The sequence below is a fragment of the Falsiruegeria mediterranea M17 genome (genome assembly GCF_900302455.1).
GTDB classification, from domain to species: domain Bacteria; phylum Pseudomonadota; class Alphaproteobacteria; order Rhodobacterales; family Rhodobacteraceae; genus Falsiruegeria; species Falsiruegeria mediterranea.
Genome location: NZ_ONZG01000002.1, coordinates 275,190 through 290,186 on the forward strand (window position 1 = coordinate 275,190; position 14,997 = coordinate 290,186).

Genomic DNA, 14,997 nt, shown 5'->3' on the forward strand with positions numbered 1-14,997 from the left:
CGCCCCGCAAGGGGCGTCTCCGACGGGCGGGAGCGCCCCCTCCTCTTTCTGACACGCGGGCGTATCTTGCGCTTGACCCCGTCGATACTTCGAGGTCAGGTCGCGGAATGACCAATTCTCCTGACATCTCCCGCCGTGATTGGCTCATGGTTGCGGCCTTGGGCGTCATCTGGGGTTCGACCTTTCTGGTGATCGAGATCGCCTTGCGCGGCATCACGCCCTTTTGGCTGGCGTCCGCCCGGATCGTCTTTGCCTCGGGTCTTGTCGGGTTGATCTGGCTTTTCAAGGGCGCGCGCCTGTTCGCGGATCCCGTCAATGCGGGAACCTGGGTGTTGCTGGCCGTTACGGGCGCCCTGTCCACCGCTGTTCCGTTTCTCCTTATCAGTTGGGGACAGCAGTATGTCACCAGCGGCTTTACCGGCGTCTCGATGGCATCCGTTGCCTTGATGGTGCTGCCGCTGGCCCATTTTCTGGTACCAGGGGAGCAACTCAGCTGGCGCAAGGCGCTTGGGTTTGTCGTGGGGTTTGCAGGGGTCGTCGTCCTGATCGGTGGACAGGCCTTTGAAAGCAGCGGCACCGAGGATGAGATCTGGGGCCGCCTCGCCTGCCTGTCGGCCGCGGCCTGCTATGCGGTCAGCTCGGTCATGCTGCGCAAGTTGCCCAAGGCGGACCCAGTGGGCTTGACCGCCGTCACCTTGTTCATCGGCCTGGTCCCAGTGTTGACCGTGGCCCTTGCCATCGAAGGCCTGCCGCCCGCTGTCGATGGCCCCACCTTTGCAGCGCTTGCGGTGCTGGGGCTGATCCCAACGGCCGGAGCCTTTCTTTTGCGCATCATGGTGGTGCTCAGTGCCGGTCCAACCTTCATGAGTCTGACTAACTATCAGGTGCCGATCTGGTCGGTGATCATGGGATGGCTGGTCCTGAGCGAACCCCTGCCCCCATCACTGATCTGGGCGCTTCTGCTGATCCTGGGCGGCGTAGGCCTGAGCCAATATGGTGCGCTGACCCGACTGTTCCGGCGCTAGCGCACGGCCTGCCACAACCGCAGTGCCTGCGCCGTCTCAGCCACATCATGAACGCGCAGGATCTGAACCCCCTGCGCTGCCGCCGCCAAAGCGACCGCAATCGAACCCGGCGCCCGCGCATCCGCCTGCGGCTCCTGCCCGATGGTACCTATGAACCGCTTGCGCGACGCGCCCAGAAGGATCGGGCAGCCAAGCCCGTGAAACATCGACAGGGTCTTGAGCAGAGCCAGATTGTGGTTCTGCGTCTTGCCAAAGCCAATGCCGGGATCAACGATGATCTGACTGCGGTCCAAACCAAGCGCCTCGAGCCGCGTCACCTGCCCATCCAGAAAACGGTAGACGTCCAGCACGACATCCTCGTACTGCGGGTCGTTCTGCATGGTCGCCGGATCGCCTTGGGCATGCATCACGCAAACCGGAACGTTCAGATCGGCACACAACGGGGCCAGTTCCGCGTCAAAGGTAAAGCCAGAGACATCGTTGACGATGGTCGCCCCTGCCGTGACAGCCGCCTGCGCCACAGTTGCCTTGCGGGTGTCGATGGAAATTGCCGTCTGTGTCTCGGCCCGGATCGCCGCGATCACTGGGGCCGTCCGCGCGACCTCTTCTTCAGCGGGGACAAAGGCGGCACCCGGTCGGGTGGATTCGCCCCCCACATCCAGAATTGTCGCGCCCGCAGCCACCATGGACTGCGCGCCCAGAACCGCCGCCTCGGCCCCGGCATGAACGCCGCCGTCCGAGAAGCTGTCGGGCGTGGTGTTCAGAATGCCCATGATATGGGGCTGGTTCATGTCCAACCCCGCCAAGGGCGCGCGCGGGGCGATCAGGCGTGTTGCGACGTCGGCAGGCAGCTCCGCCGCCTTGATCATTGCGGGCGCGCGGCCACGCTCCAGAACCTCAACATCGGTAAACCAGTGATCGGTCCCGACCAAAGGCATCGCGCCATCCGGACGCGACGCGCCCGATTGAGCCAATGGACGATAGCAGAGTGTCACAGGGTCGCCTGCTCCGCCGAAACAGCACGCAGGGGCACGCTGGCGTCATCCGGCAAATCAGCTCCGATCACCAGCATTTCACCCGCCTCGAATGTCGCCGCGAACCAAGCCGCCAGAGCAACGGATTCGGACGGTGCCGCCGACGTGCCATCGACTGCGTCCAGCACAATCTTGGAGGGGGCCCAAACGCAGATCTGGCCGTTCTTCATACCCCAATCCAGCTCGGTCCGAGTCGAAACGACGACGCAGCGGTGATCGCGCGCGGCAAGGGACCAGGCGTTTTGTTCGATGGCCAGCAAGTCAATCCGGCGCTGCGTCATCGCGTGACCGGTTTGCGGTGCAGCCAGATCCGGCGCGCCGACACAAATGATCAGCGGACGCTCGCGGGTTTCAAGTTGGTCGATCCAGCCGCTCAGGTTGTCCGAGGCAATGGCCGTGTTCGACAGATAGGCCAGACGCGGGTGCGGGCGCTCTTCTTCGGTGACCTCGTGATGCAGCATGTCCTTGCCGCGCACGATCTCGACCCCGAGGGCACCGGGACCGCGGTCCAGCTTTTCAATGCGGACAAAGGCGCGCACCGCCTGCGGTTCCAGCAGGATCCGCTCGGCAACGCGTTCGGCCAGTGTCTCCAGCAGGTTCAGGCGTTCCTCGGACAGCTCATGGGCAATGGCTTCGGTCACGCGGTCATAAGACAGGATGCGATCGACGTCGTCGTCGATGGGCCCGGTCAGCGGCTGAACCTCGACCACCACGTTGAAGCAGATGCGCTGCGTGGTCCCCCGTTCAGCCTGGAACGCGCCGATTTCGACCTCGACAGTGTGATCACGCAACGAGATGCGATCCAGCGGACCGCGCGCAGCGGTGGCTTCGGACCGTTCCGAGGGGTGCGCAAAGGCTAGACGGATTTCAGAGCTCATTTGGGTGCCTTCCACGGGGCCGGGACAGTGAGATACCATCATACGCGGCTGACGCGCCCATAACAGAACCGCAAACGCCATACCAGCGGCCGAATGCGTCGCCCAGCGATGTTGAGCGCAAAAAAATGCGCCTTACCCTGATCTCTGCCGTCAAAACATCAGTTGCTGGCGGTGCGATAGTTGTGGCGATAAAAGATGTGCACGCCAATCTTCGCGGTGCGCTTGTAGACCCGCGACCAGCTGGGGCGAACTGCTGTCGTATGATAATGGGTCGCCCCATTGGTCAGCTCTTGCGACACGCCGTCGATGATGACGCGCGCTACCTTGGACACCCGTTCAAACGCCTGCTTCTCGGCAATGACTTCCTTGCGGCCGTCACAGGTGTAGGTGAACTGACACTGGTACTTCTTGCCCGTGCCTTGGCGGATCACACCGCACAGCGAATTGGGAAAGCGGCTGCTTTTGACCCGGTTCATGATCACCTCGGCCACGGCGAATTGGCCTTTGACGGTTTCACCGCGGGCTTCGAAATACAAAGCTTCGGACAAGCAGCGGAAATTCTCGTCGCCTTCCGGCTTGGGCTGATCGTCTAGCCATGCGCGAGAGTAGGTCACCTCGACCGGCTTGGGCTTGGGACGAAACGATTTGAGGTACTGACGGAACCGCGAACCGGGTTGCGCGTTCAGGGATGCCTGCTCGCGTTCAATCACCATGTTCAATCCGGTGTCTGCAATGGCCGATTTCGACCCAAGAGCAGCCAAGATAACGGCTGCAGCCACAAAGAAACGTCTCATATCAAAAACCCCAAACGGCACTCGCACGCCAGACCCTCCCCCGACGGGCGCAGGCTGCCATTTAGCGCAGCTTGCGGCAAAGGTCCAGTTTTTCGCAAAATGCAAGTAGAAATGCGTAGATGTCCGCCAGGTCTTGCAACGGCGTTAACGCATTGAAACACAAGATATAGTGGGTTCAGAGGGGGCTTTCTCCCAGCTTATGGGCGATCGCCAATTGGGCAGCGGCAAGTCGTGCAACCGGCACCCGGAACGGCGAGCACGACACATAATCAAAGCCCGCATCCCGGCAAAAAGCGATTGATTCGGGGTTTCCGCCGTGTTCGCCACAGACCGAAAGTGTCAGACCCGGCTGCGCCGCGCGTGCGCGGGCCGCCCCCAACTGCAAAAGCTCTCCGACCCCGTCGGTATCCAATACGTGGAACGGGTCTTCGTTAAAGACGCCCTGCTGAACATAGGCCGACATGAAACGCCCCGCATCGTCGCGCGACAGTCCATAAGTCATCTGCGTTAGGTCGTTGGTGCCAAAGCTGAGGAACGCGGTGTTCGGCGCGATCTCGTCGGCGCGCAAACAGGCACGCGGAGTTTCCACCATCACCCCTAGGCGATAGTCAAAGTCCTGACCGCGCTCTTGGGCCACAGCAGCTGCCACTGCATCAATGCGCACCTTGACCAACTCAACCTCGCGTTTGGCACTGACCAAGGGGATCATCACTTCTGGAACAACCGGGGCGCCGTCGCGGCTGGCTTCAATCGTGGCCTCGAAAATGGCACGAGCTTGCATGTCGTAGATTTCCGGCACCGTAACACCCAGACGAACGCCACGCAGGCCCAACATGGGGTTGTATTCGCTCATCGCCTCGACCCGCCGGGTCACATCGCTGACGGGAATATCCAGCGCCTCGGCCAGCTCGCGCTGACCGGTTCGGGTGGTGGGCAGAAATTCGTGCAAGGGTGGGTCGAACAGGCGGATGCAGACCGGTTTGCCCTGCATGATACGGAACAGCTGCGTGAAATCCTCGCGCTGCATCGGCAAGAGCCGTTCCAACGCCGCCGCTCGGCCCGAGGGTTCATCGGCAAAGATCATCTCGCGCATCACTGTCAGGCGACCAGGATCAAAAAACATATGCTCGGTTCGACACAGCCCGATGCCCTGCGCATCGAAATTGCGCGCCGTCTGAGCATCTGCAGGCGTGTCCGCATTGGCCCGGATGCCAATGTCGCGGGCTTGGTCTGCCCACCCCATCAACGTCTGAAAACACTCATCCAGCGCCGCCTCGAGCATGGCGGGCTGCCCCGCCAGCACCTGACCCGAGCTGCCGTCGATGGTCAGCGTATCGCCGGTCTTGAATACGCGCCCATCCGGGGCGGTCAGCGTTTTCTTCTTGGTCTGGAACGTCATGTCCGATGCCCCGACGATGCACGGCAGCCCCATACCGCGACCGATCACGGCCGCGTGGCTGGTCATCCCGCCCTTTTCGGTCAACACGGCCACCGCCGCATGCATACCCCGCACATCTTCGGGAGAGGTCTCGCGACGCACCAGAATGCAAGGTTCCGAGCGGGCTGCACTGGCTTGCGCCTCAGCGGCAGTGAAAACGATCTTACCGGTTGCTGCCCCCGGGCTTGCGGCGATACCGGTGGTCAGCACATCGCGCGTCGCTTCTGGGTCCACCTGCCGGTGCAGGAGCTCGTTCAGTGAATGCGGCTCGATCCGCATGACGGCCTCTTCCTGAGGGATGATGCCATCTTCGGCCAGGCGCACAGCAATCCGCACCGACGCGCGTGCACTGCGCGGCACCCGGACACCGTCCAGAATATGCGCGTGTCCGCTTTCGATCACAAATTCGACCTGCATCTCTTCGCGCAGTTTGGCACGCATCAACGCGGCATGCGTCTTGAGCTCTTCAAACGCCTCGGGCGCCAGCTCTTCCAGCGATGGACCACGTGCATCCTTTTCCAGATACAGTGCCCCGGACCCTGCTCCAAGCGCATCACGTCCCTGACTTTGGCTCAGGTAGCGACCAGTGATTTGCGGCATCCCCGTTGATCTGTTGATCAGTTGAAGCACACCCGAACCGCACTCCCCCTGCCCCACACCCGGGATCATCTGCTGCACCACAAGGCCCAGCCCCGCATCCGCTGGCGCCCCCTTGGCCTGCCGCAACAGGCGGGCGGTGGTGCCTTCCCATGCGCGGGCCATCGATTTCAACACCTCTGACAGCTGCTCTGCCGGGTCTTGCGGAAATTGCTCGTCGGTTTCCGCCTCATAGGCATGCAAAACTTCGCTCAGGCCCTGGGGACCTTCATCCACCACGTCCTCGAAGACATCCGGGTCCAGACGTGCGACATGCACGGCATAGTTCTGCACAAACCGCAGATAGAGCGCCGCCGCAGCATCGGCCCCCATGCTGTCGGACAGTTCGACATAGCGGGCGTCGTTCATTCCGATGTTCAGGATCGCCCCCGGACCGCCCCAATCGGGGTCCTCGGAACTGGGCCGCACGCACAACAGATCAGTTTCGTCGAACTGCTCAAGAACCGCTGCAATGTCCGGCATCTGCCCCTCGGCGATGTCATGTACGGCACCAAAGGACAGCGCGACGGTGCGCGGCACAGGCAGCTCCAGACGCACCAGACGTTGTAGGCACTTTGCGCGCCCGCCATGGGTGTTCGCCGCCACAGGGGCGGTTGCCGTGATGAGGGTGGTGTTGGGATTATTCTGCACTGCGGCACCTTTTGGTTTCACCGCAGCATAAGAAGGTTTCGGCGTGGCGCAAGGGTCTCGCCGCCTTAAAAACAGGCATTCAGACCCTTGCCAGGGCTTTAGCCTTCGACCTTTGTCAGGTCCGCCACGCTGGAACAGATGGTGCGGATCTGGCTGAGCAGGTTCAGACGGTTGCGGCGCAGGACATCGTTGTCAGTGTTGACCTGCACCTCTTCAAAAAAGGCATCCACAGGCGCGCGCAATGCTGCCATCGCAGCCATCGCCGCCGGGAAATCCTCGGCCTCCAGCGCCGGAGCGATCTGGCCTTCGGCCTCGCTCAGCGCAGCAAAGAGCGCCTTTTCGCTATCCGTCTCGGCAAACTTCAGGTCCGCACCGTAAGAGTATTCGACGCCATCCTTCTCCTCTGCCTGGGTCAGGATGTTGTTGGCACGTTTGAAGCCCTGCACCAGGTTCTCGCCATCCTCGGTCGCGATCACGGCATTCAGGGCACGGGCACGTTTGACCAGCAGGTTTAGGTCATCGTTGCCCTCCATCGCGATGCAGGCATCGATCACGTCGTGGCGAATGCCTTCGTCACGGAGAAAGACCTTGAGGCGGTCGTGGATGAACGACAGCAGATCGTCAGACAAGCTGGGCAGAGCCTCGCCAACCGCGTGCAACAAAGCATTTTCACCATCTGTGTACTTCTCACGCACAACTCTCAGCGCGGCACCGAACACACCGTGATCCGCGATTTCGTCCAACAGATCAGCCAGTGCTTCGACCTCTTTGCTTTCCGCGTGGCCGTTTTCGTGGATCTTGTGCTTGAGCAGTTGGCTGCCGATGGATTTGCTCAATGGCATCCGCAGATCGTTGGTAAGCACCAGGCGGATCACACCCAAGGCAGCACGTCGCAGTGCAAAGGGATCTTTCGAGCCCGTGGGTTTTTCGTCTATCGCCCAGAAGCCAGTCAGCGTGTCCAGCTTGTCAGCCAGTGCAACAGTCGTTGACAAAGGCGTGGTTGGCACATCGTCGGACGGGCCAAGCGGCGAGTAATGCTCTTCAGCCACGGCGGCCACGGCGGCCTCTTCACCAGCGGCCTCGATGTAGTAGCGGCCCATCAGGCCCTGCAGCTCAGGGAATTCATAGACCATTTCCGAACTCAGGTCGGCCTTGGCCAGCTTCGCGGCCTTCTCGGCCTGATCCACGTCTGCGCCGGTGACAGGTGCCAAGGCGCGTGCCAATGCGGCGATGCGACGGATGCGGTCGCCCTGGCCGCCCAGCTTGTTGTGGAAGGTCACGTTTTCCAGCGACCCGGTCCAGACACTCATGTCCGACTTGGCAATGCGCAGGTCGTTCTCCCAGAAGAACTTGGCATCGGCCAGACGCGCCGACAGAACCTTTTGGTTACCCGCCAGAATGGTCGCGCCGTTATCCGTGGTTTCACGGTTGGCCACAGTGATGAAGCGCTCGATGCGGCCCGTCTTGGGGTTCTTGACTGAGAAGAACTTCTGGTGCTCTTTCATCGAGGTTTGCAGCACCTCAGGCGGTAATTCCAGAAAATCGTCGTCGATCTTGCCCATCAGCACCACGGGCCATTCCACAAGGCCCGCAACCTCGGCCAGCAGGCCCTTGTCGTCGACAACTTCCAGACCGGCAGCAAAGGCCTGATTGGTGGCGTCGTTCCAGATGTGTTCGGCGCGCTCGGACGGGCTCAGCACCACAAAGGCGCGTTTCAGCTTGGCCTCGTAATCCTCGAACGAGGTGACGGCAAAGCGGCCCGGCGCCATGAAGCGGTGGCCCTCGGTTGTGTCCCCGGATGTGATGCCTTCAACGGTGAGCGGCACCACTTCGGTGCCTGCCTCATCGCTCAGGATACACAGGATCGAATGCAGTGGGCGCACCCACCGCATCGCACCACTGCCCCAGCGCATGGATTTCGGCCAGGGGAAGTTGCGGATGGTACCGTCCAGCACCTCGGCAATGATCTCGGCCGCCGGGCGCCCAGCTTTTTCGATGGTGGCGAAATACACGGCCCCCTTGGGCGTGTCGCGCTCTTCGAGCTGGTCGCGGGTGACACCCGCGCCACGCAGGAAGCCCTCGATCGCTTTGTCGGGCGCGCCTACTTTGGGGCCTTTACGCTCTTCGCGCACTGTCGGGCTTTCCGCCAGCAGGCCTTGCACCGTCAACGTCAGACGGCGTGGCGTGGTCAGCACCGCGGCCCCGGCATAGGTCAAACCAGCCTCGACCAAACCATCGGTGATGCGCTTTTTCAGATCCTCACCAGCGCGGGTTTGCATTCGCGCGGGGATTTCCTCGGAAAACAGTTCGATCAGCAGGTCGGGCATGGTCGGTCCTTAGAAGTTCACAATCGTCTGGATGACGATGGCATTGGCGATATCCACGAAGAAAGCGGATACAAGGGGGAGCACGATAAAGGCAATAGGCGAAGGGCCATATCGCTTGGTCACGGCGGTCATATTCGCAATTGCGGTTGGGGTGGCCCCCAAGGCGAAGCCCCCGAAGCCCGCCGCCAGCACAGCGGCGCGATAGCCGCGCCCCATGATGGGGAAGAGGACAAAGATGACAAAGGCCACGGTGAATGTGGTCTGCGCCAGCATCACAACGGCAATCACAGCGCCAAGTTCGGCAATGGTCCACAGTTGCAGCGTCATCAGCGAGATTGCAAGGAACGCGCCAAGCGCGAATTCCGAGATCATCGCCAGCGCAGGCGTGCGCGAGATGGGTTTGGCATTGGGCCGGAATGCGCTGCGGACGTTGGCGATCACGATGGCCATGATCAGGCACGGCACAAAGAGCGGGAGTTTGAGCCCGGCGGCCTCGATCACTTCGGACAGGGCATAGCCCAGGATGATCGCGATGTTCAGGAACAACAAAACACGCATGACCGAGACATGATCGATGGCCCTCTTGTCTTGGGCTTCGCCGTCAGGAACGCCAATTGTGTGGCCTTCGTCGGGTCGGCTTGGGGTCAGGTTGTGCGTTTCGATCAGGTATTTCGCCACCGGACCGCCCACAAGTGCGGCCAGCACCAGCCCCAGGGTCGCAACGGCCACACCCAGTTCGGTGGCACCGATCAAGCCGGTCGCATTGGAAACTTCGGGCGCCCAGGCGATGGCCGTGCCATGCCCGCCAATCAGCGAGGCCGAGCCGAAGAGGACACCGGATTGCCACGGGTAGCCAAAGAAGGAGGCCCCCACCGCGCCGATCACATTCTGGATCAGGATGGTCGCCACCGTCAGGACAAGCAGCAGCAGCAGAGGCTTGCCCCCCGCGATCAGATCCGACAGCCGCGCATTCAGGCCGATGCCTGCAAAGAACAACACCAACAGGAAATCCCGCGTTGCCATTTCGAACGCGAATTCCAGATCAAACCCCAGATAGAGCCCCAGCACCACCAGCGAGGCCAACAGCCCCCCTGTCACCGGCTCGGGGATGTTGAACTGCCTCAGCACTGCGACCCGTCCGTTGATCTCGGCCCCAAGCAGATAGACCGCAAAGCCAAGCGTTGCAGTCACAAAATCCGGTATCACGTATGCTTCGACCATGAGCGGCCTCCTGATTGTGGATCAGTTGGTGGGTCGTTCCGGGCAGGTCTCGCCGACCACGGTGCCGTCATATGCTTTTTCGCCGCAGTCGTTGAATTCGTGCCAGACATAGCCCTTGCCGTCGTCGGTCACCGCAACGATCCGGTCGACGCCGAAATGGATGTTCTTGGCCGCCAGATAGGTGCGCGCGCGCCCTTCGCCGATCGCCGCACCAATGGCCTGCGCATCGAAGCAATCGAACCAATCCGGCGCCACGCGCGGCTCTGTCTTGTCGGATTCGACATAAGCCGCGGACAGATCATCCAGCGACAGATCGGTGCTGAAGCACGCGCGGTAGCGGATTGGCGAGCTGTCGGCGTCGATCGCCTGGAAGTCCGTATAGGCGATCGGCTGCGCCTCGCGCGTGTCCTGCGCCATCACCTGCACGGCCCGGCCCGGCTGATCCTCGACCGTGTAATAGAACCCGTAGATCTGGAGGTAGTAGAGCGCCGCCCCTGCAACCACGGTCGACAGAAGCAAAGCGATCACCAGCAGTTTGCCCGCCATAGATTAAATCTCCTTCATACGGAGAAACACCTCTTTCGCGTGCTCCGTGTTTACGACAGGGTCGTCGTAACAGAGGTCACAGGACAGCGACAACCATGGACACCACATTTATCGTCACCTTTTTCGGCGCCTTGTTCGCGATCATGAACCCGATCAGCAATCTGCCCATTTTTCTGAGCGTCACCGCAGAGGCATCTGTAGCGGATCAACGCAAGATTGCGATCAAGACAGCCTTCTACTGCCTGATCCTGGGGGGGTGTTTTGCAGTCGCAGGCAGCCAAGTGCTGCACCTTTTTGGTATCAGCGTCGACGACTTTCGTGTGGCCGGGGGATTGGTTGTCCTGCTTCTGGCGCTGAACATGCTGAGCGGGAACGAAAGCAGCGCCCATCACGGCACCGAAAGCGAAAAGGCGAACTACCCTGCCCCGGAAACCGTTGCCTTTTATCCCCTGACCTTTCCCATACTTGTCGGTCCCGGAACCATCACGACGCTGATCGTCTATTCACACCAGGTGACGGACACCGCCCATGCGATCGCTTATGCAGGTGTCTTTGCAGGCATGGTGGCGTTGCTGGCGCTGACCTTTTGGAACGCACCACTGCTGGCCAAGCACCTTTCTGGCACGGCCCGCGTGATCATGAGCCGCCTGATGGGCATGATCCTGGCCGCCATTGCAATCGGAATGATCAGTCAGGGATTGAAGTCCCTGTTGCCGGGCCTGGCTTGACGCCTGCCGGACCAAAGGTTCGGACCTCGTTCAAATCCAGTCCAGGTTCACTTTGCTGGTGGAGTATTTCTCGGCCACCCGGGACTTGAGCGCGCGGAACCGCGGACGCAGATTTGGAAATTTGCGTTCGTGGGTTTCAACCAGAGTAACCCGGATCGGATCAAACAAAGCGCGCTGGTCCATCACTTCGATGATGTCCAATTCGGCACCTTCAATGTCCATCTTGAGCATAGCGATATCGCCATGCTCTTTGATCAGGCCATCAAGAAACGCAGGAAAATCAATCACCTCAACGTCGATCACTCCATCGGCTTCGGCACTCATGCCGCGGCCACCCGGCAAGGTCGTACTCATCACCGAATTGCCTTTGGGATCATCGTCGAAACTGGCGGACCGCATCAGACCGATAGTCCCGGCCTCGATCCCAACTGCCTTGTTGTGCATGGTGACATTTGGCGTTTCGGCGAAACGGTTGTGCAGCATGGAAAAGGCATAGGGGTCCGGCTCGAAGCAATGCACCGTTGCGCCGGTCGCTGCGAGTTCTGCGGTCACATCGCCCACATTTGCACCGCAGTCGATAACTACATCCCCGGGGCGCAGCATGGCGGCCGCCCCCAACATGAACCCCTGACTATGAGCATCTCGCACGTGCCGCTTCAGCTTGCGACGCAGTTTCCGCAGCTTTTCTTCATAGCCCTCCTGGGTTGCCTGATCCATTCCGTCGCCCCTGCCTCTTGCCTTTAGGCGGCAGCATAGCCTCCAGCTTCGGTTTGGACAAACGCATCTGCGCATTGCTTGGCCAGCGCCCGGACGCGTCCAATATAGGCCTGACGCTCGGTGACAGAGATCACGCCGCGCGCGTCCAGCAGGTTGAAGATGTGGCTGGCCTTGATGCACTGATCATATGCGGGATGCGCCATCACGATGCGCTTGCCGGTCTTGGGATCGTCTTGCTCTTGCGCCAGGATCGCGGCACATTCGACCTCGGCCTCTTCAAAGTGACGCAGCAGTACTTCGGTGTTTGCCACATCAAAGTTCCAGCGGGCGTATTCCTCTTCGGTCTGTTTGAAGATGTCGCCATAGGTCAGCGGGCTGGGGGATTGCGGGTCGTTGAACGGCATGTCCATGACATGGTCGATGCCCAGGACATACATCGCCAGACGCTCCAGGCCATAGGTCAACTCGCCGGATACAGGCGTGCAATCGTGGCCGCCCACCTGCTGGAAATAGGTGAACTGGCTGACTTCCATCCCGTCGCACCAGACCTCCCAACCCAAACCCCAGGCGCCCAGTGTCGGGCTTTCCCAGTCATCCTCGACAAAACGGATGTCGTGCAGGTTCATGTCGATCCCGATCGCCTGAAGCGAACCCAGATAAAGCTCTTGCAGATCCGGCGGGCTGGGTTTGATCAGAACCTGGTACTGATAGTAGTGCTGCAACCGGTTGGGGTTTTCGCCGTAACGACCATCAGTCGGGCGGCGCGAGGGCTGCACATAAGCCGCTGCCCAGGCCTTTGACCCAAGCGCGCGCAGCGTTGTCGCGGGGTGGAAGGTACCGGCGCCCACTTCCATGTCATAAGGCTGCAGGATCGCGCACCCTTTTGAGGCCCAGTAGGTCTGGAGCCGCAGGATGATCTCCTGGAACGAACGCGGGGCGTTGGTCTGATCGGTCATGGCATTCCCTTCCAGCGCGCGTGCAAGCGCATGGGGTTTTCAACTTGGCTCTTTCCTATGCCGCCCACCCCAAAGGGTCAACGCCACTTGTGCCAGCCGCATTCGCTTTGCCCTGTCGTGTTATCGACACACCTTTGTCATCACCCCTGCGGGGGCATGGCGTTTGCACTGAATTCCTGATTATGCTGCCTCCAGAATACCGATTTCAAAGGCAAGAGACCCGACAATGATAAGAGTCTTCACCGCGTTCATTTTCGCGATCCTATTTTCCCTGAACCCCGCCCACGCACAGCAAGCCGGAGGCGACGTGGTCTGGGTCCAGATCGAAGCGCATCCCAGCCTGCGCGTGGCTCAGCAACGGGCGCAGATCTATGCGGACGCCCTGCCGGATGTGAACGGGTTTTCCCTGGGCGGCAACTGGTATGGAATTGTCCTTGGCCCGTACGCACCCGAAGATGCCGAGCGTGTCTTGCGCGTCTATCGCAACGAACGTCAGATCCCGCGGGACAGTTTTGTGACACAATCCAACGCCCTCGGTCAGCAATACTGGCCCGTGGGTGCCAACATCCTTGACCGGGGCGTGGTCGCGGCGCCGGTTCTGGGCAATGACCGGCCCCAGGTCGCCGAACCCGTGGTGCAACCTGAACCGGCGGATGAAACCCCTGCCGAGGCGCGCCGCAGCGAGCGCCTTTTGTCAGCGCAGGAACGCAAGGACCTGCAGATCGCACTGCAGGCGGCGGGTTTCTACAGCGCCGCTATCGACGGGGCCTTCGGCGCGGGCACGCGTCGGTCGATGGGCGAATGGCAGCTGTTCAACGGGTTCGAGCAGACCGGCACCCTGACAACCAAGCAGCGCAAGGCGCTGATGGATCAATACAACGAGCCTCTGATCAGCACGGGAATGCGCGCTCATAGTGACCGCTCGGCCGGCATCGACATGGATCTGCCGCTGGATGTGGTCCGCTTTTCGCGATACGAGCCGCCGTTTGTGCATTTCGACAGCGCGACCGATCTGGGCGCGCGGGTTCTGCTGATCAGCCAGCCCGGCGATCAGGCAACGCTCTTTGGCCTCTATGACATCATGCAAACACTCGAGATCGTGCCCCTGGAAGGACCACGCGAGCGCAAGAAAGATCGCTTTACACTTGAGGGCCGTGGAAACGGCATCGTTTCCTACACCGAGGCGGCGCTTAAGAATGGCGAGGTCAAAGGCTTCACCCTGATCTGGCCCGAAGGGGACGACGCGCGGCGCGCCCGTGTCCTGGCTGCGATGAAAGCAAGCTTTGCGCGCACCGATGGCGTATTGGATCCTGGCGCAGGTGGCGATGCGGCACAGTCCATCGACCTGATCTCGGGCCTGCAGGTCCGCCGCCCCCGCGTCTCACGCTCCGGTTTCTTTGTGGATGGCAAGGGCACCGTGGTGACCGTTTCGGAGGCCGTCGACGGTTGCACGCGGATCACCCTGGACAATGATTATACCGCCGATCTGATCAGTTCGGATGCTGGCTTGGGCGTTGCAGTGCTGCGGCCCCAACAGTCCCTGGCACCGATGGAGGTGGCCCAACTCAGCGTCGAACCGCTGCGCCTTCAATCAGACGTGACCGTAGCTGGCTACAGCTTCGAGGGTGTTTTGGGCGCCCCGACCCTGACCTTTGGCAAGCTGTCGGACGTCAAGGGGCTGCGGGGAGAGACCGAGCTGTCCCGGTTGGAACTATCGGCGCAATCCGGTGACGCCGGTGGCCCGGTGTTTGATCCGGCTGGTTCGGTTGTGGGCATGCTGTTGCCAGCGGCCCAATCGGGTCAGCAACTGCCCCGAGGCGTCAGCTTTGCCGCCGATGCCCAGGCCCTGCGTGACGTCCTGCAAGCCGCCGGTCTGCGTGTCGCAGATGCCGATGGTGCACAGGGCGTATCGCCGAATGAGCTGTCACGCCGCGCCAATGGCATGACCGTTCTGGTAAGCTGCTGGAACTGAACGGACGGGGTGCGGGAGCCTGCAAGCGCTCCCGCCAATCGTCGATGATCCTGGCGGAACATCTCCTCTTGTTG

Annotated in this window: 12 protein-coding genes; 3 read left to right on the forward strand and 9 right to left on the reverse strand. The window is 61.2% G+C overall.

Features of this window, described 5'->3' with window-relative positions; all coding sequences use genetic code 11:
* Positions 1 to 107: 107 nt before the first annotated feature.
* Positions 108 to 1,025 carry a DMT family transporter gene (locus tag TRM7615_RS04640; protein ID WP_108785735.1) on the forward strand — a complete coding sequence of 306 codons (918 nt, stop codon included), beginning with the start codon at positions 108 to 110 and terminating at the stop codon, positions 1,023 to 1,025.
* On the opposite strand, the gene folP is transcribed toward TRM7615_RS04640, so the two are convergent.
* The 7 genes from folP to TRM7615_RS04675 form a co-directional block, all read right to left on the reverse strand.
* Entirely contained in the window at positions 1,022 to 1,963 is a 942-nt protein-coding gene (gene folP / locus TRM7615_RS04645) for a dihydropteroate synthase (protein WP_108785996.1), read from the reverse strand. The two genes, TRM7615_RS04640 and folP, sit on opposite strands and share 4 nt — an antisense overlap.
* Before the next feature lie 53 nt (positions 1,964 to 2,016).
* On the reverse strand, positions 2,017 to 2,937 hold the full coding sequence (locus TRM7615_RS04650; RefSeq protein WP_108785736.1) for a dihydroneopterin aldolase: 921 nt from the start codon (positions 2,935 to 2,937) through the stop codon (positions 2,017 to 2,019).
* A 158-nt stretch (positions 2,938 to 3,095) separates the two neighbouring features.
* Positions 3,096 to 3,731 (reverse strand): cell wall hydrolase, encoded by a 636-nt coding sequence (locus TRM7615_RS04655; RefSeq protein WP_108785737.1) that lies wholly within the window; start codon positions 3,729 to 3,731, stop codon positions 3,096 to 3,098.
* 175 nt (positions 3,732 to 3,906) lie between these two features.
* Entirely contained in the window at positions 3,907 to 6,477 is a 2,571-nt protein-coding gene (ppdK, locus tag TRM7615_RS04660; protein WP_181892993.1) for a pyruvate, phosphate dikinase, read from the reverse strand.
* A 77-nt stretch (positions 6,478 to 6,554) separates the two neighbouring features.
* On the reverse strand, positions 6,555 to 8,783 hold the full coding sequence (glyS, locus tag TRM7615_RS04665; RefSeq protein ID WP_108785739.1) for a glycine--tRNA ligase subunit beta: 2,229 nt from the start codon (positions 8,781 to 8,783) through the stop codon (positions 6,555 to 6,557).
* A 9-nt stretch (positions 8,784 to 8,792) separates the two neighbouring features.
* On the reverse strand, positions 8,793 to 10,004 hold the full coding sequence (gene gltS, locus TRM7615_RS04670) for a sodium/glutamate symporter (protein WP_108785740.1): 1,212 nt from the start codon (positions 10,002 to 10,004) through the stop codon (positions 8,793 to 8,795).
* Positions 10,005 to 10,025: 21 nt separating this feature from the next.
* Positions 10,026 to 10,550: a DUF6446 family protein gene (locus tag TRM7615_RS04675; protein ID WP_108785741.1), complete on the reverse strand. Its 525-nt coding sequence runs from the start codon at positions 10,548 to 10,550 to the stop codon at positions 10,026 to 10,028.
* Between the two features lie 95 nt (positions 10,551 to 10,645).
* On the opposite strand from TRM7615_RS04675, the gene TRM7615_RS04680 reads away from it, so the two are divergent.
* Positions 10,646 to 11,278, forward strand: a complete 633-nt coding sequence (locus TRM7615_RS04680) for a MarC family protein (protein WP_108785742.1) — start codon at positions 10,646 to 10,648, stop codon at positions 11,276 to 11,278.
* A 30-nt stretch (positions 11,279 to 11,308) separates the two neighbouring features.
* Here TRM7615_RS04680 and TRM7615_RS04685 read toward each other — a convergent pair whose 3' ends face one another.
* Both TRM7615_RS04685 and TRM7615_RS04690 read right to left on the reverse strand, forming a co-directional pair.
* Positions 11,309 to 11,995, reverse strand: a complete 687-nt coding sequence (locus TRM7615_RS04685) for an FkbM family methyltransferase (RefSeq protein WP_108785743.1) — start codon at positions 11,993 to 11,995, stop codon at positions 11,309 to 11,311.
* Between the two features lie 23 nt (positions 11,996 to 12,018).
* Complete coding sequence (locus TRM7615_RS04690) at positions 12,019 to 12,951, reverse strand: glycine--tRNA ligase subunit alpha (protein ID WP_108785744.1); 933 nt, start codon at positions 12,949 to 12,951, stop codon at positions 12,019 to 12,021.
* Positions 12,952 to 13,177: 226 nt separating this feature from the next.
* Here TRM7615_RS04690 and TRM7615_RS04695 point away from each other — a divergent pair, with 226 nt between their 5' ends.
* Positions 13,178 to 14,923 carry a serine protease gene (locus tag TRM7615_RS04695; protein WP_108785745.1) on the forward strand — a complete coding sequence of 582 codons (1,746 nt, stop codon included), beginning with the start codon at positions 13,178 to 13,180 and terminating at the stop codon, positions 14,921 to 14,923.
* Positions 14,924 to 14,997: the final 74 nt, after the last annotated feature.